Source organism: Klebsiella sp. 2019SCSN059 (assembly GCF_021739525.1).
In the GTDB taxonomy this organism is placed as follows: Bacteria; Pseudomonadota; Gammaproteobacteria; order Enterobacterales; family Enterobacteriaceae; genus Klebsiella; species Klebsiella quasipneumoniae.
In genome coordinates this window covers 136,171-159,925 of sequence record NZ_JAKKOM010000005.1, presented here as the reverse complement: position 1 = coordinate 159,925, position 23,755 = coordinate 136,171, and the positions used below count along the sequence as shown (strand labels likewise).

Annotated in this window: 21 protein-coding genes; 12 read left to right on the top strand and 9 right to left on the bottom strand. The window is 61.5% G+C overall.

The features are described from left to right. Positions 1–3 precede the first annotated feature (3 nt). From dhaL to L2I46_RS08520, 3 genes are all read left to right on the top strand, one after another. Positions 4–636: a dihydroxyacetone kinase subunit DhaL gene (dhaL, locus tag L2I46_RS08530; protein ID WP_017899726.1), complete on the top strand. Its 633-nt coding sequence runs from the start codon at positions 4–6 to the stop codon at positions 634–636. Positions 637–646: 10 nt separating this feature from the next. Next, positions 647–2,068: a dihydroxyacetone kinase phosphoryl donor subunit DhaM gene (gene dhaM, locus L2I46_RS08525; protein ID WP_101862525.1), complete on the top strand. Its 1,422-nt coding sequence runs from the start codon at positions 647–649 to the stop codon at positions 2,066–2,068. 74 nt (positions 2,069–2,142) lie between these two features. Further along, the gene (locus tag L2I46_RS08520) at positions 2,143–3,792 is read left to right on the top strand and encodes a glycerone kinase (protein ID WP_048298371.1); all 1,650 of its coding nucleotides are present in this window, start codon (positions 2,143–2,145) and stop codon (positions 3,790–3,792) included. Between the two features lie 101 nt (positions 3,793–3,893). On the opposite strand, the gene L2I46_RS08515 is transcribed toward L2I46_RS08520, so the two are convergent. Then, positions 3,894–4,670 (bottom strand): siderophore-interacting protein, encoded by a 777-nt coding sequence (locus L2I46_RS08515; protein WP_162823504.1) that lies wholly within the window; start codon positions 4,668–4,670, stop codon positions 3,894–3,896. Positions 4,671–4,908: 238 nt separating this feature from the next. Here L2I46_RS08515 and L2I46_RS08510 point away from each other — a divergent pair, with 238 nt between their 5' ends. Together L2I46_RS08510 and ygjG are read left to right on the top strand one after the other, a co-directional pair. Beyond that, the gene (locus L2I46_RS08510; RefSeq protein WP_023291070.1) at positions 4,909–5,463 is read left to right on the top strand and encodes a PadR family transcriptional regulator; all 555 of its coding nucleotides are present in this window, start codon (positions 4,909–4,911) and stop codon (positions 5,461–5,463) included. A 257-nt stretch (positions 5,464–5,720) separates the two neighbouring features. After that, a complete protein-coding gene (gene ygjG, locus L2I46_RS08505; protein ID WP_236947746.1) occupies positions 5,721–7,100 on the top strand; it encodes a putrescine aminotransferase in 1,380 nt (459 codons plus the stop codon). A 70-nt stretch (positions 7,101–7,170) separates the two neighbouring features. On the opposite strand, the gene lsrG is transcribed toward ygjG, so the two are convergent. Genes lsrG through lsrA form a run of 6 tightly spaced genes read right to left on the bottom strand, consistent with a single transcriptional unit; the run spans position 7,171 to position 12,901 of the window. After that, the gene (gene lsrG / locus L2I46_RS08500) at positions 7,171–7,467 is read right to left on the bottom strand and encodes a (4S)-4-hydroxy-5-phosphonooxypentane-2,3-dione isomerase (protein ID WP_004181386.1); all 297 of its coding nucleotides are present in this window, start codon (positions 7,465–7,467) and stop codon (positions 7,171–7,173) included. Further along, the gene (gene lsrF, locus L2I46_RS08495) at positions 7,464–8,351 is read right to left on the bottom strand and encodes a 3-hydroxy-5-phosphonooxypentane-2,4-dione thiolase (protein ID WP_023291072.1); all 888 of its coding nucleotides are present in this window, start codon (positions 8,349–8,351) and stop codon (positions 7,464–7,466) included. Before lsrF ends, lsrG begins: the two co-directional genes overlap by 4 nt. 11 nt (positions 8,352–8,362) lie before the next feature. Further along, positions 8,363–9,376: an autoinducer 2 ABC transporter substrate-binding protein LsrB gene (gene lsrB, locus L2I46_RS08490; protein ID WP_064155346.1), complete on the bottom strand. Its 1,014-nt coding sequence runs from the start codon at positions 9,374–9,376 to the stop codon at positions 8,363–8,365. Positions 9,377–9,383: 7 nt separating this feature from the next. Then, positions 9,384–10,382 carry an autoinducer 2 ABC transporter permease LsrD gene (gene lsrD, locus L2I46_RS08485; protein ID WP_236947745.1) on the bottom strand — a complete coding sequence of 333 codons (999 nt, stop codon included), beginning with the start codon at positions 10,380–10,382 and terminating at the stop codon, positions 9,384–9,386. Continuing rightward, the gene (lsrC, locus tag L2I46_RS08480) at positions 10,383–11,417 is read right to left on the bottom strand and encodes an autoinducer 2 ABC transporter permease LsrC (protein WP_023291075.1); all 1,035 of its coding nucleotides are present in this window, start codon (positions 11,415–11,417) and stop codon (positions 10,383–10,385) included. Continuing rightward, complete coding sequence (gene lsrA / locus L2I46_RS08475; RefSeq protein ID WP_105490927.1) at positions 11,414–12,901, bottom strand: autoinducer 2 ABC transporter ATP-binding protein LsrA; 1,488 nt, start codon at positions 12,899–12,901, stop codon at positions 11,414–11,416. Before lsrA ends, lsrC begins: the two co-directional genes overlap by 4 nt. A 218-nt stretch (positions 12,902–13,119) precedes the next feature. Here lsrA and lsrR point away from each other — a divergent pair, with 218 nt between their 5' ends. The 3 genes from lsrR to L2I46_RS08460 all read left to right on the top strand — a co-directional run bounded on the left by lsrR (position 13,120) and on the right by L2I46_RS08460 (position 17,956). Then, entirely contained in the window at positions 13,120–14,091 is a 972-nt protein-coding gene (lsrR, locus tag L2I46_RS08470) for a transcriptional regulator LsrR (RefSeq protein WP_004206105.1), read from the top strand. A gap of 37 nt (positions 14,092–14,128) precedes the next feature. Beyond that, complete coding sequence (gene lsrK / locus L2I46_RS08465) at positions 14,129–15,727, top strand: autoinducer-2 kinase (protein ID WP_085551354.1); 1,599 nt, start codon at positions 14,129–14,131, stop codon at positions 15,725–15,727. A 207-nt stretch (positions 15,728–15,934) separates the two neighbouring features. Next, entirely contained in the window at positions 15,935–17,956 is a 2,022-nt protein-coding gene (locus tag L2I46_RS08460) for an NADPH-dependent 2,4-dienoyl-CoA reductase (protein ID WP_044524818.1), read from the top strand. 227 nt (positions 17,957–18,183) lie between these two features. Here the strand turns inward: L2I46_RS08460 and rlmG are convergent, their stop codons facing one another. Continuing rightward, entirely contained in the window at positions 18,184–19,314 is a 1,131-nt protein-coding gene (rlmG, locus tag L2I46_RS08455; RefSeq protein WP_236947743.1) for a 23S rRNA (guanine(1835)-N(2))-methyltransferase RlmG, read from the bottom strand. 85 nt (positions 19,315–19,399) lie between these two features. Further along, on the bottom strand, positions 19,400–20,107 hold the full coding sequence (locus L2I46_RS08450) for a B3/B4 domain-containing protein (RefSeq protein ID WP_032454154.1): 708 nt from the start codon (positions 20,105–20,107) through the stop codon (positions 19,400–19,402). A 43-nt stretch (positions 20,108–20,150) separates the two neighbouring features. On the opposite strand from L2I46_RS08450, the gene L2I46_RS08445 reads away from it, so the two are divergent. From L2I46_RS08445 to L2I46_RS08430, 4 genes are all read left to right on the top strand, one after another. Continuing rightward, positions 20,151–20,753: a helix-turn-helix domain-containing protein gene (locus tag L2I46_RS08445; protein ID WP_032454155.1), complete on the top strand. Its 603-nt coding sequence runs from the start codon at positions 20,151–20,153 to the stop codon at positions 20,751–20,753. Between the two features lie 19 nt (positions 20,754–20,772). Next, positions 20,773–21,273 carry a M48 metallopeptidase family protein gene (locus L2I46_RS08440; RefSeq protein WP_032454156.1) on the top strand — a complete coding sequence of 167 codons (501 nt, stop codon included), beginning with the start codon at positions 20,773–20,775 and terminating at the stop codon, positions 21,271–21,273. A gap of 73 nt (positions 21,274–21,346) precedes the next feature. Next, positions 21,347–22,336, top strand: a complete 990-nt coding sequence (locus L2I46_RS08435; RefSeq protein ID WP_032454157.1) for a Gfo/Idh/MocA family protein — start codon at positions 21,347–21,349, stop codon at positions 22,334–22,336. A gap of 272 nt (positions 22,337–22,608) precedes the next feature. Then, on the top strand, positions 22,609–23,580 hold the full coding sequence (locus tag L2I46_RS08430) for a TerC family protein (protein WP_004188496.1): 972 nt from the start codon (positions 22,609–22,611) through the stop codon (positions 23,578–23,580). Positions 23,581–23,755: the final 175 nt, after the last annotated feature.

The following is a 23,755-nucleotide window of genomic DNA, read 5'->3' as shown; positions in this document are numbered from 1 at the left end:
GACATGTCACTGAACAGAACGCAAATCGTCGACTGGCTGTACCGCTGCGGCGATATCTTCACCAAAGAGAGCGATTTTCTCACCGGCCTCGATAAAGAGATCGGCGATGCCGACCACGGCCTGAATATGCACCGCGGGTTCAGCAAGGTGGTGGAAAAGCTGCCGTCGATTGCCGATAAAGATATTGGCTTTATCCTCAAAAACACCGGCATGACGTTGCTCTCCAACGTCGGGGGCGCCAGCGGCCCGCTGTTCGGCACCTTCTTCATTCGCGCCGCGCAGGTCACTCAGGCCCACCAGAGCCTGACCCTCGACGAACTGTACCTGATGATCCGCGAAGGCGCGGACGGCGTCGTCAACCGCGGTAAAGCGGAACCAGGGGATAAAACCATGTGCGACGTCTGGCTGCCGGTGGTGGACTCCCTGCGCCAGTCCAGCGAGCAGCATCTGTCGATCGCCGCCGCGCTGGATGCCGCCTGCAAAGCAGCGGAGGCCGGCGCCCACAGCACCATCACCATGCAGGCGCGCAAAGGCCGCGCCAGCTACCTTGGCGAACGCAGCATCGGCCATCAGGATCCGGGCGCCACGTCAGTGATGTTTATGATGCAGATGCTGGCCGCCGCGGCCAAAGAGTAAGGAAATCGCGATGGTAAACCTGGTTATTGTTTCTCATAGCGCCCGGCTGGGCGAAGGTGTCGGAGAACTGGCCCGGCAGATGTTAATCAACGACGGCTGCAAGCTGGCGATCGCCGCCGGGATCGACGATCCAGACAGCCCGATCGGCACCGATCCGATCAAGGTCATGGAAGCGATCGAATCCGTCGCCGATACCGACCACGTGCTGGTGATGATGGATATCGGCAGCGCGTTGCTCAGCGCCGAGACCGCCCTCGACCTGCTCGATCCGGCGATTGCCGCGAAGGTGCGGCTGTGCGCCGCGCCGCTGGTGGAGGGGACGCTGGCGGCCACCGTCAGCGCCGCCTCCGGCGCCGGGATCGACAAAGTGATCGCCGACGCCATGAACGCTCTGGAGGCCAAACGGATCCAGCTGGGTTTACCTTCGCCAACCCCTGACGCCGCCCCGGCGCCGACGCTTGCCGACGATGGCGACAGCAAGTCGCTTGCGGTCGTCATACAGAACCACAACGGCCTGCACGTGCGTCCGGCGTCGAAGCTGGTCGCCGCGCTGGCGGGCTTTAACGCCGATCTGCTGCTGGAGAAAAACGGGAAGTGCGTCAAACCGGACAGCCTCAACCAAATCGCCCTGCTGCAGGTGAGGCGCAACGATAAGCTGCGCCTGCTGGCCCGCGGGCCAGAGGCCGATGCGGCGCTGGCGGCGTTTCAGGCGCTGGCCGCTGATAACTTCGGCGAATCGCCTGCGGCGCAACCGGCAGCGGCCCCGGCCGCCCCCGAGCGCGTCGAAGGCATCGCGCTGCGCTATCCGCTGGCCCTGATCCAGCCGGTCCGCCCGGCCGCCGCCGATGTCGCCCGCGAACAGCAGCGACTGCGCCGGGCTATCGACCAGACGCTGGCGGATCTCACTGCCCTGACCGAGCTGGCGGAGAATAAATTTAACGCCGATATCGCGGCGATTTTCGCCGGGCACCACACCCTGCTCGACGATGAGGATCTGTTTGATGCCGCCAACGATCGTCTGCTCACCGAGCCGTGCTCGGCGGAATGGGCGTGGCATCAGGTGCTGATGGAGCTCAGCCAGCAGTATCGCCAGCTGGATGACCCCTATCTCCAGGCGCGCTATATCGATATCGAAGATATTCTGCAGCGCACCCTGCGCCATCTGCAGGACGTGCAGGAAACGCTGCCGACGCCCGGCGAGCCGACCATTATTATCGCTGACAACATGTTCCCGTCGGCCGTCCTGCAACTGGATGCCAGCCGCGTGAAAGGCCTGTGCCTGCGCGACGGCAGCGAACAGGCCCACGGCGCGATTATCGCCCGCGCGGCGGGGATCGCCTGGCTGTGTCAGCAGGGCGAGGCGCTGAACAGCGTGCAGCCCGGCGAGCCCATCGCGCTCGATATGCGCCGCCAGCGCCTTATCCGTCACTAAATCCACTTTGTCCGTTACCGCTCCGGAGGCCTGCCTCCGGAGGGTGAGTTTTCGCTTACTCTTCAGGAACCACTATGTCTCAATTCTTTTTTAACCAGCGCGCCAGCCTCGTCAACGATGTGATTGAGGGAACCATCATCGCCAGTCCGTGGAACAACCTCGCCCGGCTGGAGAGCGACCCGGCGATCCGGGTGGTGGTCCGTCGCGACCTGAATAAAAACAACGTGGCGGTGATCGCCGGCGGCGGCGCCGGCCACGAACCGGCGCACGTCGGCTTTATTGGTAAAGGCATGCTGACCGCCGCGGTTTGTGGCGATCTGTTCGCCTCGCCGAGCGTCGACGCGGTGCTTACCGCCATTCAGGCGGTGACCGGCGAGGCGGGCTGCCTGCTGATCGTAAAAAACTATACCGGCGACCGGCTGAACTTCGGCCTCGCGGCGGAGAAAGCGCGCCGTCTCGGCTACAACGTGGAAATGCTGATCGTCGGCGACGACATTTCGCTGCCGGAAAACAAACAGCCGCGCGGCATCGCCGGTACGCTGTTCGTCCATAAGGTGGCGGGCTATTTTGCCGAGCGCGGCTACAATCTCGCCACCGTTCTGCGCGAAGCGCAGTATGCCGCCAACCACACCGCCAGCATCGGGGTGGCGCTGGCCAGCTGCCATCTGCCGCAGGAGGCGGACAGCGCGCCGCGCCATCAGGCCGGCCACGCCGAGCTGGGAATGGGTATCCACGGCGAACCTGGCGCCTCCACCATCGCCACGCAAAACAGTGCGGACATCGTCAACCTGATGGTGGAAAAACTGACCGCTGCCCTGCCGGAAACCGGCCGTCTGGCGGTGATGCTCAATAACCTCGGCGGCGTGTCGGTGGCCGAAATGGCGATCCTGACCCGCGAACTGGCCAACACGCCGCTGCAGGCGCGCGTTGACTGGCTGATTGGCCCGGCCTCGCTGGTGACGGCCCTGGATATGAAGGGTTTCTCGCTGAGCGCCATCGTGCTGGAAGAGAGTATTGAGAAAGCGCTGCTGGCGGATGTGGAAACCGCCGGCTGGCCGCGGCCGGTGCAGCCGCGGACGGTTAACATCATGCCGTCCACTCTCGCCAGCCCGCGCGTCGACTTTACGCCTTCGGCCAACCCGCAGGTGGGTGATTACGTGGCCCAGGTGACCGGCACCCTCGTCGGGCTTGAAGACCATCTCAACGCGCTGGATGCCAAAGTGGGCGATGGCGATACCGGCTCCACCTTCGCCGCCGGGGCGCGTGAGATTGCCGACCTGCTGCAGCGCCAGCAGCTGCCGCTGAACGATCTGCCCACGCTGTTCGCGCTCACGGGCGAACGCCTGACGGTGGTGATGGGCGGCTCCAGCGGGGTATTGATGTCGATCTTCTTCACCGCTGCCGGGCAGAAGCTGGGGCACGGCGCCAGCGTGGCCGAGGCGCTGAACGCCGGTCTGGAGCAGATGAAATTTTACGGCGGCGCCGAGGAAGGCGACCGGACAATGATCGACGCGCTGCAGCCAGCGCTGGCGGCGCTGCTCGCCGAACCGGAGAACCTGCAGGCCGCTTTTGCCGCGGCGCAGGCCGGCGCGGATCGCACTTGCCAGTCGGGCAAAGCCGGCGCCGGACGAGCGTCCTATCTCAACAGCGACAGCCTGCTCGGCAACATGGACCCCGGCGCCCACGCGGTGGCGATGGTGTTTAAAGCGCTGGCGGAACGATAAACTTCCCCCGGTGGCGCTGCGCTTACCGGGGCTACAAATCGGCGCCAACCGTAGCCCGGATAAGGCGCAAGCCGCTATCCGGGTTTGACCACGATGGCTTTTTACTTGCTGTGCCAGTACGCCTGCGAGCGCACCAGCTGCTGATCGATGCTCTCATCCTCAAAGCGCGCCAGCAGCGATTTCACCACCGCGCCTTCGCCGGTCAGCCAGATGAAATAATCCTCCGCCGGCACCCTCACCTGCGCCAGACGCTCGGCGACGAACGCCGGATGGTGGCCCACCACCCACTCGATGTTAAAGCCGTCGAGATCCGCCAGATAATCTTTATATGACGCATCGGCGATAGTGACGATGGCCGTCACCTGCGGCGTCACCGCCAGCTGACGCAAACCCAGCAGACGACGACGCAGCGCCGGCATACCGGACTCATCGCAGACATACAGTTGCCAGGCGTAATCCTCCGGCACTACCAGCGAGCCGCGCGGACCGCCGATCACCAGCTTATCGCCCGCTTTTGCCTCCAGCGCCCAGCGGCTGGCGATTCCGCCGTCGTGGATAAAGAAGTCGTACGCCAGCTCATGGCGTTCGGCATCGTACAGCGGCGTATAGTCGCGGGTAGCAGGCCGCACGCCCTCGCCCCAGTCAATCCCCTCCTCGGTCACCTGCGGCGGGGCAAACGCCGCGCCCGGCTCCGGGAAGAAAAGCTTGGTGTGGTCGTCAAAGCCGCGGGAAACGAAACCTTCCAGCGCCTCGCCTCCCAGCACGATGCGCTGGAAGGCCGCGCCTGCGCGCTCCACGCGCAGCACCGTCAGCTCACGGAAACGCAGCTCATTGCGGACACGCTGCGGGTACTTGTCTGCTTTGGTTTTTGTCATCATCGATCGCCTTCGTGAACAGTAAATAGATATATCTAAACTCGATGCAAATGATAATGATTGCCATCTAAAAAGAATGCAAGTCTTTTTTTGATATAGTCAAAACAAACCGCATTAAAATACCAGAATCAAAAATAAACAGATAAATATCAACAAATTAAAAAATAAATCACAACCAGCATTGCGAGAATTCATTTTTTAGATATAAATTAGATATATCAAAACATAGCAGGAGGTAACCATGCGACATCATCATGAAGACGGGCGTGGGCCGCGCGGGCGCCACGGTGACCCCAGCGAACACGGCGACCATGGCCGTCGCGGCGGCGGACGTCGCCAGCGTTTCTTTGGCCACGGCGAACTGCGGCTGATTATTCTGGACATCCTCAGCCGCAGCGCCAGCCACGGCTATGAGCTGATCAAAGAGATCGAAACCCTCACCCAGGGGAACTACAGTCCCAGCCCGGGGGTGATCTACCCGACGCTGGATCTGCTCCAGGACCAGGGTCTCATCAGCGTGGAAGACGACAACGGACGCAAAAAAATCGTCATCAGCGAAGAGGGGAAACAGCTGCACGCGGAGAACCAGGAGCATCTGGCCCATATCCAGGAGCGTCTGCAGGCGCGGATGGTCGGCTGCGAGCTGCGCCGCGATCCGCAGATGAAGCGCGCGCTGGAGAATTTCAAAGCGGTCCTCGACCTGAAAGTGAACCAGCAGGCCAGCAGCGCCGCCCAGCTCAAGCAGATCATCGGCATTATCGACCGGGCGGCGATGGAGATCTCCCAGCTCGACTAAGCCTCCTTTCTCACCATCAGCTGCCCCGCGCTGGGGCAGCCCGCACCACGACGGATCGTGCCGCCCAACGCCGCAAGGCAGAAAATCTCGTCAGCTCAGGAATAAAACGTGCCAATAATGGCGCCATGAGATTAAATTTTACACATTTCGTCTTTTACTTTGCATTTATCCCGATTTTCACCGCTTCTGCCGAACTGGCGTAATCCCTGCAATACTTAATCCAGTATCGTGTGATACGTCCGCCCCAGGAGCACATTTTGAACAGGTTACCTTCCAGCGCATCGGCTCTGGCCTGCAGCGCACACGCACTGAATCTCATTGAAAAGCGCACGCTTGACCATGAGGAAATGAAAGCACTTAACCAGGAGGTCAGAGAATACTTTAAAGAGCATGTGAATCCGGGGTTTTTAGAGTATCGAAAATCGGTCACAGCCGGCGGGGATTACGGAGCCGTAGAGTGGCAAGCGGGAGGGTTAAATACGCTTGTCGACACCCAGGGACAGGAGTTTATCGACTGCCTTGGCGGGTTTGGCATCTTCAATGTAGGGCACCGTAATCCAGTTGTGGTATCCGCCGTCGAGAATCAACTCGCGAAACAACCGCTTCACAGCCAGGAACTGCTGGATCCGCTACGCGCGATGCTGGCGAAAACCCTGGCGGCCTTAACGCCCGGCAAACTGAAGTACAGCTTCTTCTGCAACAGCGGTACCGAATCGGTAGAGGCGGCCATCAAGCTGGCGAAAGCCTATCAGTCGCCGCGCGGTAAATTCACCTTCATCGCCACCAGCGGCGCCTTCCACGGCAAATCGCTGGGCGCGCTGTCGGCCACCGCCAAGTCGACTTTCCGCAAACCGTTTATGCCGCTGCTGCCGGGCTTCCGCCATGTGCCGTTCGGCGATATCAACGCCATGCGCACCATGCTGAGCGAGTGCAAGAAAACCGGCGACGACGTCGCGGCGGTGATCCTTGAGCCGATTCAGGGCGAAGGGGGCGTGATCCTGCCGCCGACGGGGTATTTGCCGGCGGTGCGTAAGCTGTGCGACGAGTTTGGCGCCCTGCTGATCCTCGACGAAGTGCAGACCGGCATGGGCCGCACTGGCAAGATGTTCGCCTGCGAGCATGAGAACGTTCAGCCCGACATTCTGTGTCTGGCGAAAGCGCTCGGCGGCGGCGTGATGCCGATCGGCGCGACGGTGGCGACGGAAGAGGTCTTCTCGGTGCTGTTCGACAACCCGTTCCTGCACACCACGACCTTCGGCGGCAACCCGCTGGCCTGTGCGGCGGCGCTGGCGACCATCAACGTGCTGTTGTCGCAAAACCTGCCGGCGCAGGCGGCGCAGAAAGGCGATATGCTGCTGGACGGTTTCCGCCTGCTGGCGCAGGAGTATCCGGACCTGGTGAATGAAGTACGCGGGAAAGGCATGCTGATGGCCATCGAGTTTGTCGATAACGAGATTGGCTACGACTTTGCCAGCGAGATGTTCAGACAGCGGGTGCTGGTCGCCGGGACGTTAAATAACGCCAAGACGATCCGCGTTGAACCGCCGCTGACCCTCACCCTTGAGCAGTGCGAGCAGGTGCTGAAGGCGGCGCGTAAGGCGCTGGCGGCCCTGCGCGTCTCGGTTGAAGAGGCGTAATAAACTGCCCCTCCCCCCGGTCCTCTCCCAATGGAAGAGGACCGGGATTATCTTCTGCTCTGGATTTCCCTCACACCTGCGGTAGCAGGCCGATAAAGCTGCGCTTCTGCCGCGGCTGCGACATCATCTCTTCCAGCTTTTCGACGCAGGCTAAATAGTGCGGGGTCTTCTTGTGCGCCAGCACCGCTTCATCGTCTTTATAGGCTTCGTAGATAAAAAAGCGGGTCTTCACCTCCGGATCCTGCAGAACATCAAAGCGCAGGTTGCCCGGCTCCCGCAGCGCCCCTTCGTGGTTGGCGCGGAACACCTCGAGAAACTCATCCACCCGCTCGGGTTTGATATTGATCTCCACCAGCGTCACATTCATTTCCGCTCTCCCTGTTTCTCTTCCTGCCAGAACTGGTACGCTTCGCGCGCGTTCAGATTCTCATGCACCACCTTTTTCACCGCCTTCAGCATTGCGCGCGGGGCGCTGGACTGGAAGATATTGCGCCCCATATCCACCCCGGACGCCCCCTGGTCGATCGCCCGCCAGCACATCTCCAGCGCCTCATGCTCCGGCAGCTTTTTCCCCCCGGCGATGACGATCGGCACCGGGCAGCTGGCGGTCACTTTTTCAAAGCCTTCCTCAACGAAATAGGTCTTCACAAACTGCGCCCCCATTTCGGCGGCAATCCGGCTGGCCAGCGAGAAGTAGCGCGCATCGCGGGTCATCTCTTTGCCGACGCCGGTCACCGCCAGTACCGGCATACCGTAGCGGTTGCCGGCGTCCACCAGTTTGATGATGTTGTTGATCGACTGATGTTCGTATTGGCTGCCGATATAGACCTGCGCCGCCACTGCGCAGACGTTCAGGCGCAGCGCATCTTCCATCGCCACCGCCACGCACTCGTTGGAAAGTTCGCTGAGGATCGAGTTGCCGCCGGAGGCGCGCAGCACCACCGGTTTGTTGGTCGCGGCCGGCACCTGACTGCGCAGTACGCCGCGGGTGCACATCAGCACGTCGGTTTCCTCGAACAGCGGCGCAATCGACAGATCGATGCGCTCCAGCCCGGTGGTGGGTCCCTGGAAGTAACCGTGATCGAAGGCCAGCATGACCGTGCGGTTGCTGTGCGGATTAAAAATTCGCGCCAGCCGCGACTGCATGCCCCAGTCCAGCGAGCCGCAGCCTTTCAGGGTATACAGCGTGTTCTGCTGCGGGCGGTCGAGGCCGAAGTCCTTGCCCTCTTTGATATCGTCTAAATCAGCCATCTCATCCTCCGTCAGAAGTCGTAGTTATTGATGTTCTCTTTGCTGAACACCACGCGCTCCGGCAGCAGCACGATACCGTTGCCCTTCGCCTCATACTGGTAGCCCTGCACGCTGTTCGGTTCGACCTTCAGCGAGCCGATATCTTTCACCTCAACGCTGTCGCCGACGTTAAGATCGCCCTTTTTCAGCAGACGATCGGCGACGTTAACCGCAATTTTGCCCTGCTGAACCACATCCCACAGGCCAAAGGCTTTCACCGTGCCGCGCTCCACGTACGGGCGCATTACGTTGGGGGTACTAAAGCCGACGATCGCCACGCCCTGGCGCTTGAGGTTTTCCGCCGCCTGCGCCGCCGCCGGCAGGGCATTGGCATCCGGCGCGATAATGGCGTCAAGATCGGGATACGCTTTTAAGATCCCCTCGGCGGTTTGCAACGATTTGGTGGCATCGTTATAGCCGAACTGGGTGGTGACGATTTGCCACTGCGGATGTTCTTTTTCGATTTTGGCTTTGGCTTCCTTCACCCACTGGTTCTGGTCGGTCACCGTCGGGCTGGAGTAGAAAAACGCCACTTTGGCAGCGGGCCTGGTCACCTGCTTTTCCGCCATCTCCACCAGCAGGCCGCCGAGCTGCTGCGGCGTGCCCTGATTGATATAGATGCTGCGGCACTCCGGTTTGGTATCGGAATCCCAGGTCAGGACCTTCACCCCGCGCTGCATCGCCCGCTTCAGCGCCGGACACAGGCCGTCCGGCGAGACGGCGGAGACGATAATCGCGTTGTAGCCCTGGTTGACGAAGTTGTTGATCAGCTGCACCTGGCCGGAGACGCTGGGCTCGGTGGGGCCGTCATAGGTGACATCCACGCCCAGCGCTTTCCCCGCCTCTTTCGCGCCGTTGCCGCCGCTGGTAAAGAAGCCCACGCCGACCAGCTTAGGTATAAAGGCAATGCGGTCCGCCGCCTGGGCGGTTGCCACGCTTAACGCCAGCGCCAGGACGCTCGTCTGGAGGATTCGTTTGGTTTTCATCGTATGTTTATGCTCCGATTGTTTTACGCGAGAAAAGACGCCGCCAGGTCGCGCGCACCCATTCACGGTGCAGGCTCAGCGAACGCCCCATCACCACCACCACCAACAGCGCCCCTGACAGCGCGCTCGACACCTGGTTGGGGATGCCGACCATCTGTAAACCCTGTTGCAGATACCCCACCAGCAATGCCGCCAGCGCGGTACCCAGTATCGATCCCGAGCCGCCGTAAATATTGGCCCCGCCGAGCACCGCCGTGGTCAGCGCCGGCATCAGCAGGTCATGGCCTAAATCCGAACGCGCCGAGCCAAAATAGGAGACCATCACCAGCGCCGCCACCGCCGACGCCACGCCCACCAGGCCATACAGCACATACGGGATGCCGTTGACCGACAGCGCGGCATAGCGGGCGGCGCGCGGGTTTTGCCCGAGTAAAAAAAGATGGCGGCCAAAGCGCCCGCGATGGGCCAGCAGCCAGAAGAGAAAGGTGATAACCGCGAACAGCACCAGCGGCAGCGGCAGCCCGCCCAGGGTTAAATTGGCGAAGGCGGTGAAGCTGTCGGGAAAGCCGCCGATCCCTTCATAGCCGGTGGCGCCGGCCATGCCGGAAAGCAGCAGCGCGTCGCCGCCGTACAGATACAGCGTCCCGAGGGTGATCACCAGCGGGCTGATGCCGGTGTAGTGGATCAGCGCGGCGTTGATTAACCCGCACAGCAGCCCCAGCAGCAACGTCAGCGACACCGCCAGCCACAGCGGCCAGCCCGTCTGGGTCATCACCCCGAGGGCGATGGCGCACAGGCCGATGGTCGAGCCCAGCGAAATATCGATCCCGCCGCTGATGATCACCAGCGTCAGCGGCAGCGCGACGATGCCGATGCAGATAAAGTCGCTGGTGCTAAAGAGCAGCATATTGAGATCCAGCATGCGCGGATTCAGCGCGCCGAACAGCAGGATTTCCACGACTAACAACGCCAGCAGCGCGCTTTCCCAGTTAAGCTTCAGCTTCATTTACGCCACCTCTTTGCTTTTGCGTTCGGGAAAGCGGGCAACCTGTTTGCCCCCTTTGTTGCCGGGCTGGAAACGGCTGTACTTCAGCGCCCGCTGATGGCGGGTCAGCGCCTGGCGCAGGCGGCCATCAAGGACCAGCACCCCGAGCAGGACCAGGCCGGCGATAAAGTCATTCCACCAGGCGGGAAGGCGGAACAGCACCAGCACGGTGTCGATTTGGGTGAGGAAGAAGGCGCCGAGAAACGCGCCGAGCAGGGTGCCGGTGCCGCCGAGCAGCGAAATTCCGCCCAGCACGCAGGCGGCGATGGCTTTCATCTCCAGACCGCTGCCGGTCTGATTGGGCACAAAGCCAATCTGCGCGGCGAAAACGATCCCGGCGCAGGCCGCCAGCATACCGTTGAGGGTAAAGGCCAGCATCCGCGTGCGGTTGACCGCCACGCCCAGCTGGCGGGCAGCGGCGAGGTTATCGCCAACGGCATAGAAATCACGCCCAGAGGCGGTGCGCGACAGCAGCCATGCGCCCGCCAGCAGCAGCGCCAGCACCAGCCAGCCCAGCGGCGAGACGCCGATAAACAGCGGCTCCGAGAGCGATTTCAGGCTATCGGGCAAGCCTTCGATCCATTTCCCGCCGGTCCACAGCAACATCACCCCGCGATACAACCCCAGCGTGCCGAGGGTGGCGACGATCGCCGGAATGCGCAGCCCCACCACCAGCAGGCCGTTAAAAGCCCCAGCCAGCGCGCCAATCGCCAGCGCGAAGGCGATCGCCGTCGCCAGCCCGTAGCCGTTGTTCAGCGCCACCCCAACGGCGATGGCGCTCAGGCCAACGGTGGAGCCCACCGACACGTCGATATTGCGGGTCAGCATCACCAGCGTTGCCCCCAGCGCCAGCAGGCACAGGATTTGCGAGCTGGCGAAAATCATTGCCAGCGTCTGCAGGCTGAAATAGGCCGGATTGAGCGCCACCAGCACGGCAAACAGCGCCACGATGGCGAAGAAGGCACTCAGTTCGCGATTCTTGAGTAACGTTTTCATGCCTGCCCTCCAAAGGCCAGGATCATCATGCGATCGACGGTCACCGCCTGCCGCGCCAGTTCGCCGCTGTAGCGGCCCTGATGCATCACCAACACCCGGTCGGCCAGGCCAACGAACTCATCCAGATCGCTGGAGATCATCAGCACCGCCACATTTTGCGCGGCAACGCTTTTCAGCAACTGATAGATATCGGCGCGGGCGGAGACATCCACGCCGCGCGTCGGTTCATCAACAATCAACAGCAGCGGGTTAGCCTCCAGACAGCGCGCCAGCAGCACCTTCTGCTGGTTGCCGCCGGAGAGGGTACGCACCGGCTGATCGCCATCGGCCAGCTTGATCCCCAGCGCCCGGTGATAGCGTTCGACCACCGCCGCCTCCCGTTTCCCCTGCTGCCACCACGACGGCTGATTGAACATCACCGTGTTCCAGCGCACCGGCGCATCGAGAAACAGCCCGGAGACCTGGCGGTCTTCGGGTAGATAGACCAGCCCGCTGGCCAGCCTGGCGCGGGTGCTCTCCTGACTAATCTCGCGGTTCTCCAGCCAGATCCGCCCGGCGCGCGGCGGACGCAGGCCGTATAAGGTTTCGGCAAATTCGGTGCGCCCGGATCCCACCAGCCCGGCGAGGCCGACGATCTCCCCGGCGCGGATCTCCAGACTGAGATCGATAAAACCTTCGCCGGTGAGATCCTCCACCCGCAAAACGGGAAAATCCTGCGCCTGGGTGCGGCGGTTGCCCGGCAGCGCCAGCCACAGCTTTTGCGTGTCGCTCAGCGCATGGTCGCGGCTGGCCGGCGTCATGGCGCTGATAAGCTGTTGGTCGCCGTAGCCCGCCGTTTCGCCGCTGAGCACTACCGCCCCATCGCGCATCACCGACACATGGCTGGCAAGCTGGCGGATTTCCGGCAGTTTGTGCGAGATAAAGACGATCCCCACGCCGAGCCCCTGCAATGCCCGGATCTGCTGAAACAGCCTTTCCGTTTCGCCCGGCGTTAAAGAGGCGGTGGGTTCATCAAGGATCAGGATCCGCGCCTCGCGCATCAGGCCGCGCAGGATCTCGACCATCTGTTGATCGGCTACCTCAAGCGTGCTGGCGCTGGCGTCCAGGTTGATCTGGCAGTTCAGCTGCTGCAGTTTTTCCTGCAGCCGCGCGGCGGTATCCGCCCGCTTCGGCAGACGAAAGAGAATGTTCTCGCGCACGCTGAGGTTGGGAAACAGCATCGGCTCCTGCGGCACCAGATAGATGCCCAGCTGGTGGGCCAGCGCCGGGTTAAGGCGCGCAAACGCGCGTTCGCCGATCGTCAGTTCACCGCTATCCGGGGTTTCGACGCCGGCGATGATCTTCATCAGCGTCGATTTACCCGCGCCGTTGCCCCCCATCAGCGCATGCACCTGGCCCGCGCATAGCGTAAAGTCGATGCCCTTCAGCACGGCAACGCCGGAGAACTGTTTGCGGATCTGGCGAGCTTCAAGCAGTGGCTTCATCGTCGCGCCTCGTTTGAACAAATGATTTTTAAATTTAATAATGTTCAAAAGCGTAGACGGTGAACTATATTTACAACCGTGCGAAGATCACAGTTTGGCGCTTTAGATCGTCCGGAAAAAAGGGGCCAGAGAGGAAAGATCCGTTTTGCCAGTCGGCTCACACTTTCCGACCGCGCAATAGCGAACATATGATCTAAATTTTTATAAGAGTTCAATTTATGAGCGAAAAACGCATTACGGAAGACCATCGCTACGCCGGGCTGGCGTTAGCCGAGGAAGAGCTGGTGGCGCGGGTGGCGTGGTGTTACTACCACGACGGCCTGACGCAAAACGACATCGGCGAGCGTTTGGGGCTGCCGCGGCTGAAGATTTCCCGCCTGCTGGAGAAAGGTCGCCAGTCCGGGGTGATCCGCGTGCAGATCAACTCGCGCTATGAAGGCTGTCTGGCGCTGGAAAGCGAACTCCAGCAGCGCTTTGGCCTCAAGATTGCTCGCGTGCTGCCGGCGCTCAACACCCCGCCGATGAATACCCGGCTGGGGATCGGCGCGGCGCAGTCGCTGATGGGGATTCTGCAACCGGGACAGCTGCTGGCGGTCGGCTTCGGCGAAGCCACCATGAGCTGCCTGCAGCATCTCAGCGGCTTTATCGGCTCGCAGCAGGTGCGGCTGGTGACCCTCTCCGGCGGCGTCGGCCCCTATATGACCGGCATCGGTCAGCTGGATGCCGCCTGCAGCGTGAGCATTATTCCGGCGCCGCTGCGGGTCTCGTCGGCGGAGGTCGCCGAAATCCTGCGCCGCGAATCCAGCGTGCGCGATGTGATGCTGGCGGCGACGGCGGCGGACGCGGCGGTGGTTGGCATTGGCGCTATCGATCAGCGGCGCGACGCGACCATTCTGCGCTCCGGCTATATCAGCGAGGGCGAACAGCTGATGTACGCCCGCAAAGGGGCGGTCGGCGACATTTTAGGTTATTTCCTGCAGGCCGACGGCCGGCCGGTAGAGGGGCTGGAGATCCATCGGGAACTGCTCGGCGTGACCCTGGATGAGCTGGCGCAGCTGCCGACCATCGTCGGCGTCGCCGGAGGAGAACAAAAAGCGCAGGCGATTCATGCCGCTCTGATTGGCAAGCGGATTAATGGCCTGGTAACGGAAGAGACAACAGCACGCGCGGTGCTCGCGCTGGCCTCCTGAAGGCCCGGCGCCGCGCGACAACAGCGAGGCGCATGTCATGAGTTACCTGTTAGCGTTAGATGCCGGGACCGGCAGCATTCGGGCGGTCATTTTCGATCTCAATGGCCGCCAGCTGGCGGTGGGCCAGGCCGAATGGAAACACCTGAGCGTCGATAACGTCCCCGGCTCGATGGAGTTCGACCTTACCACCAACTGGCAGCTGGCCTGCCAGTGCATTCGCCAGGCGCTCGACGCCGCCCGGCTCTCTCCCGCCGATATTCAGTCCGTCGCCTGCTGTTCGATGCGCGAAGGGATCGTCCTCTATGACCGCAACGGCGAGGCCATCTGGGCCTGCGCCAACGTTGATGCCCGCGCCAGCCGCGAAGTCGCAGAGCTTAAAGAGATCCACGACTATCGTTTTGAATCCGAGGTGTACGAGGTCTCCGGGCAAACGCTGGCGCTCAGCGCGATGCCGCGCCTGCTGTGGCTGGCGCACCATCGGCCCGATATCTACCGCAAGGCGGCGACCATCACCATGATCAGCGACTGGCTGGCGGCGAAGCTTTCCGGCGAGCTGGCGGTCGACCCGTCAAACGCGGGCACCACCGGCATGCTCGATCTGTTCAGCCGCGACTGGCGTCCGGCGCTGCTGGATATGGCCGGGCTGCGCGCCGATATGCTGTCGCCGGTGAAAGAGACCGGCACGCTGCTGGGCGCCGTCACCGATACGGCAGCCCAGCAGAGCGGCCTGCGCGCCGGGACGCCGGTGGTGATGGGCGGCGGCGACGTGCAGCTCGGCTGCCTGGGACTCGGGGTGGTGCGCGCCGGACAAAGCGCAGTGCTCGGCGGCACCTTCTGGCAGCAGGTGGTGAATCTGCCGCAGGTGCGCACCGACCCGCAGATGAATATTCGCGTTAACCCTCACGTCATTCCCGGCATGGCGCAGGCGGAGTCCATCAGCTTTTTTACCGGCCTGACCATGCGCTGGTTCCGCGACGCCTTCTGCGCTGAAGAAAAGCTGATTGCCGAGCGCCTCGGCGTCGATGCCTATTCGCTGCTGGAGGAGATGGCCAGCCGCGTACCCGCCGGTTCCCACGGCGTGATGCCTATTTTTTCCGACGCCATGCACTTTAAGCAGTGGTACCACGCCGCGCCGTCGTTTATTAACCTCTCCATCGATCCGGAGAAGTGCAATAAAGCCACTCTGTTCCGCGCCCTGGAGGAGAACGCGGCGATTGTCTCCGCCTGCAACCTGGCGCAGATATCGCAGTTTTCCGGGGTGACTTTCGATAGCCTGGTGTTTGCCGGCGGCGGCTCGAAGGGAGCGCTGTGGAGCCAGATCCTCAGCGACGTCACCGGCCTGCCGGTGCGGGTGCCGGTGGTCCGCGAAGCCACCGCCCTCGGCTGCGCCATCGCCGCCGGCGCTGGCGCCGGGCTGTACGGCGACATGGCCAGCGCCGGAGAAAAGTTAGTGAGCTGGCACCGCGAGTTCACCCCTAATCCGCAGCATCGCGAGCTGTATCAGGAGATGATGAGTAAATGGCAGTCGGTATATGCCGATCAGCTTGGTCTTGTCGATAGCGGGCTGACAACGTCGATGTGGCAGGCGCCGGGCCTCGAACGCCGCCAGCGCGCTGTGTCTTCCCCCTCACCCTAATCCTCTCCCGGCGGGAGAGGGAACCGTTCAGCGCGAAGCCTGATTTTCAGTGCCCGCTCGCCCCTCTCCCTTTGGGAGAGGGGCAACGCTTCGCCGTTCTTTGAATCCCATCACAATCACCGCACTCCCCTTTTCCCTTTTTCTCCACGACGGCTAAATTAGTAACTCATCCGACCACATAACAATAATTTTACATTGGAAGCCATTATGAGCCGCTACCCGTCGCTTTTCGCCCCGCTTGAGCTGGGCTTCACCACCCTCAAAAACCGCGTGTTGATGGGCTCCATGCATACCGGTCTGGAAGAACTGCCCGACGGCGCGCAACGGTTAGCGGCCTTTTACGCCGAGCGCGCGCGGCACGGCGTGGCGCTGATCGTCACCGGCGGCATCGCGCCCGCCCCGTCCGGGGTGACCATGGCCGGCGGCGCGGTACTCAACGATGCCAGCCATCTGGCGCATCATCGCCAGATCACCGACGCGGTACATCAGGAAGGCGGTAAAATCGCCCTGCAGATCCTGCACACCGGGCGCTACAGCTACCAGCCTGCGCTGGTCGCCCCCTCTTCTCTGCAGGCGCCGATTAACCGGTTCACCCCTCATGAGCTGAGCCACGATGAGATCCTCACGCTGATCGATGATTTTGCCCACTGCGCCCAGCTGGCGCGGGAAGCAGGCTATGACGGCGTGGAGGTGATGGGCTCTGAGGGCTATCTGATTAACGAATTCCTCGCCGCGCGCACTAACCAGCGCAACGATCAATGGGGCGGCGATTACGCGCGCCGGATGCGTTTCGCCGTTGAAGTAGTCAAGGCCGTGCGCCAGCGCGCCGGTCACGATTTCATTATCATCTACCGTCTGTCGATGCTCGATCTGGTTAACGACGGCAGCACGCTGGCGGAAGTCACCGCGCTGGCCAAAGCCATCGAGGCGGCGGGGGCGACGATCATCAACACCGGCATCGGCTGGCACGAAGCGCGCATTCCGACCATCGCCACTCCGGTACCGCGCGGCGCCTTTAGCTGGGTCACCCGCAAACTGAAGGGCGCGGTGTCGATCCCGCTGATCACCACCAACCGCATCAACGATCCGCAGGTCGCGGAGGCGATCCTCGCCCGCGGCGATGCCGACATGGTCTCAATGGCCCGCCCGTTCCTTGCCGATGCCGAATTTATGTCGAAAGCACAGAGCGATCGCGCCGATGAGATCAACACCTGCATCGGCTGCAACCAGGCGTGTCTCGATCGGATCTTCGTCGGCAAAGTCACCTCCTGTCTGGTCAACCCGCGCGCCTGCCATGAAACCTTGATGCCGGTCCTGCCTGCCAACGCCCCTAAGCGGCTGGCGGTGGTCGGCGCCGGGCCTGCCGGTCTGGCCTTCGCGGTTAACGCCGCCGCCCGCGGTCATCACGTCACGTTGTTCGATGCCCTCCCGGAGATCGGCGGCCAGTTTAATATCGCCAAACAGATCCCCGGCAAAGAGGAGTTTCATGAAACCCTGCGCTACTACCGTAGAATGCTCGATCTTAACGGCGTCGATCTACGTCTGAACACCCGCGTCACGGCAGACGATCTGCTGGCGTTCGATGAGACGATCCTCGCCACCGGCATTGCCCCGCGCCTGCCGGCGATCGTCGGGATCGATCATCCCAAGGTGCTCAGCTACCTGGATGTCTTACGCGATAAAGCGCCGGTTGGCGCGAAGGTGGCGATTATCGGCTGCGGCGGCATCGGCTTCGACACCGCGATGTATTTAAGCCAGTCGGGGGGGGCCACCAGCCAGGATATCGGCGAGTTCTGTCGCGAATGGGGTATCGATACCAGCCTGCGGACGGCGGGCGGGCTGCGTCCTGAAGGCCCGCAGCTGAGTCAAAGCCCGCGACAGATTGTGATGCTGCAGCGCAAGGCGAGCAAACCGGGCGACGGGCTCGGCAAAACCACCGGCTGGATCCACCGCGCCACGCTGCTGGCGCGCGGCGTGAAAATGATCCCGGCGGTCAGCTATGAGAAGATCGATGATGAGGGATTACACGTGACGATCGGCGGCGAGCGCCAGCTGCTGGCGGTGGATCATGTCGTGATCTGCGCCGGTCAGGAGCCGCGCCGTGAACTGGCGGATCCGCTGCGCGCGGCGGGAAAAACGGTGCATTTGATCGGCGGCTGCGACGTGGCGGCGGAGCTGGATGCGCGCCGGGCGATTGCCCAGGGCACGAAGCTGGCCCTGGCGATTTAGCCGTGTCCCGGGGGCGGCGCGATGCGCCTTCCCCGGGCTACCACGATAATCCCGAACGGTAGCCCGGCTAAAGCGACAGTCGGTAGCCCGGCTAAGGCGACAGTCGGTAGCCCGGCTAAGGCGACAGCCGGTAGCCCGGCTAAGGCGACAGTCGGTAGCCCGGCTAAGGCGACAGTCGGTAGCCCGGCTAAGGCGACAGCCGCAAGCCGGGGAAATAGCCACACGGATCAGCGCTGTTTACGCACCTTCGTTGCTTTCAAAATGACGAACTTATTGTTCGTCGCAATCGTCGTGCAGTTACCAAAAGCGCGCTTCAGCTTACGGAAGTAGTCGAGATGACGGTTGCCGACGACGTACAGCTCGCCGCCGTATTTCAGGCTGCGGCGGGCGTCGTTAAACATCTGCCAGGCGATATGGTCGGTAATGGCGTGCTGCTGGTGGAACGGCGGATTGCACAGGATCGCCGTAAAGCGGTCCGGCTCAATGCCGGAGAGCGAGTTGTTGACCATAAATTCACAACGGTCAATATCGTCCGGCAGGTTGTGCTCAACGTTCAACCGGCTGGAAGCCACCGCCATGTGCGACTCATCGGTGAACATCACGCGGGCATGGGGGTTCTGCGCCAGCACCTGCAGGCCAATCACTCCGTTGCCGCAGCCGAGATCGGCGATCTCGCCTTCTAAATCAGACGGTAAATGCTGCAGGAAGAAGCGCGCGCCGATATCCAGACCGCTGCGGGCAAAGACGTTGGCATGGTTGTGGATGGTCCACGGCGTGCCGTCCAGCTTCCAGCTGTAGGTTTGCGGCGCATCGGCAAGCTCAGGGGCGGTGAAAACGCAGTGGATCAGACGCGCTTTTTTCCACGCCAGCGAGGTGGTGGTGGTGCCGAGGATCTTTTCAAACAGCGCCAGCGTCGAGTTATGCACATCGCGCGCTTTCGCCGCGGCGATAATGCGGGTTTCCGGCGTCACCACTTCGCGCAGGGCGCGCAGCTGCTGTTCCAGCAGCGCCAGCTGCTTTGGCACCTTAATCAGCACCAGCGCCGGCGCGGCCGGCAGCGGGCTCAGGCTATCCTGAAAACGCACACTCTCTTCATCAATGCCGTTCATCCGCAGGTTGTGGCGGGTCGCCAGCTCGGAGATAAAGGAGTCGTTGATGCTCACCGGGTTGCGTTCCGCCAGCGCGCAGGCGAGCGCGCCGAAGCCGTCGTTGAAGATGAGCGTCAGGCCGTCGACGTCATTCACCTGTTGCAGCAGATATTCATCCGCCGCTTCCCACGCCTGAAGCGCTTCTTCTTCAGCGTTAGGTGGGAACCGCTCTAATGTGAATAACTCACCGTTTAACTCTGCCTGGCTCATCGCCTCTCCGCCTCCGGAATAGTAAAACCCGCGAGTTTATACGCAAATCCTGTCCAGTTGAAGAGAGATCGCTGATCATCGCCGCTCAGCGTAGATCGCTCTCGTCATCGGCTCGCAGCAGCGTTATCGAGGCGCGGGCGCCGGGCATCAGCTGCTGCAGATAGCCTACCAGCCGCTCTCCCGCCTCATGCAGGGCCGACAACGGCATCGCCGGCAGGCTTTCGAGAATAAACCACATCGTCTGCGCGCCGCTGTCCAGCCGGGTGCGTACGCCCTGCCGCCAGTTCCAGCGTCGGCAGGTTACGCCTATATCATCCCGCCAGATGACTTCGCCCGGCTCTGGATATTCCACCACCGGCTCTGCCGATTTTAGCGTATCGAATGGCTCATCGCCGCGGGCAATGGCCAGTCGCGGTTCGCCACGGTAGGCGGCCAGATTTTCCCCACCGACCGGGATGGCATAGCGAATGCTGATCGCGTTGTAGATATCCACCACCGGATCGATGGCCGGGAGGCTCCCCTCCTTCAGCACCCGCTTGCGCAGCGCCTGCGCCGAACAGGGGGTACGTTTCGCCTTCGCGCCGAAGGCGCTGAACGCTTCATCCCATGCCGCCAGGTGCGCTTGCGCCCAGGGCACATCATCCTGCTGCACCACCAGGCAGGCCTCGGCCAGCGCCTGTTCCGCGACGGCGGGATTGGCCACCGGCGCGCTCTCCACCACAATACTTAATGCCCGAAAGCCCGGCGCCAGGCGGCTGACCGCAGATTCGATTGACGGCGTTACGCTACGCATTCGATAATCCTGTAATGACCAATTTGTTTCATCATAGTGACCAATGAACGTAAAAGTCAATATAACGACCGATTCAGGATCTGATGTCGACCAGATAAGTCGCGCCGTCGCCACGCGGCTGAAGGCCTACCGTAAAGCGAAAAAAATGTCGCTGGACGAGCTGTCGCGCCGGGCCAGCATCAGCAAAGGTATGCTGGTCGAGATGGAAAAAGAGGCCGCCAACCCCAGCATTGCGATCCTCTGCAAACTCGCCGCCGCGCTGGGCGTCTCGGTGGCGGATATTGTCAATGTGGCTAGCGAACCCGCGTTGCATATTATTCCCGCCGAGCAGATCCCCACCCTCTGGCAAGGCCCGCTGGGGGGCAGCGCCAGGCTCCTCGCCGGCACCGCCGGGCCGAATATGATTGAGCTGTGGCGCTGGGAGATGCAGCCCGGCGAAGCCTTTACCTCGCCCGGCCATCCGGCGACGACCTTCGAGCTGCTGCACGTGGAAGCCGGCGCGCTGACGCTGACGCTTGGCGAAACCTGCCGCACGGTGGCGGCCGGGGAATCCGCGGTGGCCCGTACCGAAACAGAGCACGGGTACCGGAATGCGGGGCCCGCGCCGCTGGTCTTTACCATGACCGTGGCTGAACTGCCCTCCTGACAGACATAATGATAAGACGATGACAAAACTCATTTATTTACAGGGCTATCCTGAATCGCTGCTGGCGCAGGTGACCACGTTAATCGAGCAAAACCGCCTTGGAGAGGTGCTGCAAAAGCGCTATCCGCATGGGCACGACGTTAACAGCGATAAAGCGCTATATCAGTACACCCAGGATTTGAAAAACCGCTTTCTGCGCGGCGCGGCGCCGATCAACAAAGTGATGTATGACAGTAAGATCCACGTGCTGAACAATGCGCTCGGCCTGCATACCGCCATTTCCCGCGTTCAGGGCGGCAAGCTGAAAGCCAAAGCGGAGATCCGCGTGGCGACGGTATTTCGCGACGCGCCGGAGGACTTTTTGCGGATGATCGTGGTCCATGAACTGGCGCATCTGAAAGAGAAGGAGCACAACAAAGCCTTCTACCAGCTGTGCTGCCATATGGAGCCGCAGTACCATCAGCTGGAGTTCGACACCCGCCTGTGGCTGACGCACCTTTCGTTAAATCGTTCTGCGTAGTCACGCACTGGTTTTGTCATGGGGGCATGATAGAGTGACGACAGGTTCCCTTTAATGGAGTTCGTCACCGTTTATGATACGTTTCGCAGTTGTTGGCACAAACTGGATCACTAAGCAGTTTGTCGATGCCGCCCATGAAACCGGCAAATATAAACTTACCGCCATCTACTCCCGCAGCCTCGAACAGGCGCAAGCCTTCGCCAATGACTATCCGGTCGAGCATCTGTTTACCTCGCTGGAGTCGCTGGCGCAAAGCGACGCCATTGACGCGGTATATATCGCCAGCCCGAACTCCCTGCACTTCCCGCAGACGCGGCTGTTCCTGAGCCACAAAAAGCACGTCATTTGCGAAAAACCGCTGGCGTCGAATCTGCAGGAGGTCGAGGCGGCCATCGCGGTGGCGAAAGCCAACAACGTGGTGCTGTTTGAAGCCTTCAAAACCGCCAGCCTGCCCAACTTTCTGCTGCTGAAGGAAACCCTCGGCAAAGTGGGTAAACTGCGTAAAGCCTTCATTAACTACTGCCAGTACTCTTCGCGCTACCAGCGCTACCTCGACGGCGAAAACCCCAACACCTTTAATCCGGCGTTCTCCAACGGTTCGATTATGGATATCGGCTTCTATTGCCTGGCGTCCGCTGTGGCGCTGTGGGGCGAACCGCGGGCTGTTCATGCCACCGCCAGCCTGCTGGACAGCGGCGTGGACGCCCAGGGCACCGTGGTGCTGAGCTACGGCGACTTCGACGTGACGCTGCATCATTCCAAGGTGAGCGACTCGGCGATCCCCAGTGAAATTCAGGGCGAAGACGGCGTATTAGTGATCGAAAAAATCTCCGAGTGCCAGAAGCTGGCGTTTGTGCCGCGCGGCGGCAAAGCCCAGGACCTGACGCAGCCGCAGCATATCAATACTATGCTGTACGAGGCGGAGACCTTCGCGCGGCTGGTGGAAACAGACGATGTCGACCATCCGGGCCTGGCAGTGAGCCGTATCACGGCGAAACTGTCGAGCGAAATTCGTCGCCAGACCGGGGTGATCTTCCCGGCCGATACGCAGCCGCTGGCGTAAAAGAGTGTAAAGGCCCGTCTGGCCGCCATTGACGAAAACCGCCCCGTGACATATTTTGTTACGAGCAAAGGGGAGTAACTTCCTTGCCGGCCGATCGTCATTACGATGCGTGTAACACCGCATCCGGTCGCCGGGCAATTACCAAAGCCCATCGCGATGAACTTTGGTTGTTGTAAGTGAGACCTTGCCGGAAGGCGAGGTCTATGCATAAAAGCGCAGCGGCTGCCGTCTTCCGACGTCAGCCGTTTTTGTTTTTATGTAAGGAATATCAAATGAATACTGTCGGCACGCCGTTGCTATGGGGTGGATTCGCTGTCGTCGTCGCGATCATGTTGGCGATCGACCTGCTGCTTCAGGGACGACGCGGTTCGCATAGCATGACCATGAAGCAGGCCGCTGGCTGGTCTATCCTCTGGGTCACACTTTCTCTGTTGTTTAACGCCGCGTTCTGGTGGTACCTGGTGCAAACCCAGGGCCGCGCCGTCGCCGATCCGCAGGCCCTGGCCTTCCTCACCGGCTATCTGATTGAAAAAGCGCTGGCAGTCGATAACGTCTTCGTCTGGCTGATGCTGTTCAGCTACTTCGCCGTGCCGCCTGCTCTGCAGCGCCGGGTGCTGGTGTATGGCGTCCTCGGGGCGATTGTTCTGCGCACCATTATGATCTTCGCCGGCAGCTGGCTTATCTCCCAGTTCGACTGGCTGCTGTACGTCTTCGGCGCCTTCCTGCTGTTTACCGGCGTGAAGATGGCGCTGGCGAAAGAGGACGATTCCGGCATCGGCGACAAACCGCTGGTGCGCTGGATCCGCAGCCATCTGCGAATGACCGATAAAATCGAGAGCGAGCGCTTCTTCACCCGTAAAAACGGGGTGCTGTTCGCCACGCCGCTGCTGCTGGTGTTGATTCTGGTCGAGCTAAGCGATGTGATATTCGCCGTCGACAGTATCCCGGCGATCTTCGCGGTCACCACCGACCCGTTTATCGTGCTGACCTCGAACCTGTTTGCCATTCTCGGCCTGCGCGCCATGTACTTCCTGCTGGCGGGGGTCGCTGAGCGCTTCTCGATGCTCAAATATGGCCTGTCGGTGATCCTGGTGTTTATTGGCGTGAAGATGCTGATCGTCGATTTCTACCATATCCCGGTCGCCATCTCGCTGGGGGTCGTGGGTGGTATCCTGACCGTCACGCTGTTGATTAACGCCTGGGTCAACAAGCAGCACGACAAGCAGCGCAAACTGCCTGAGTAACCTGCCTGGCGCGCCGTCGGCCCCCGCTGGCGGCGCGGTAATCGGCTATAGCAGATCTTTTCGTAACGATAATGCCTGCTCATGTCACAATTATGTTGCTACATAGTTAAAAAATAAGATCCAGATTAAAATCACAGTATTTTGCGCTTCCCGCCCGTCATTCTTTCCGTATACT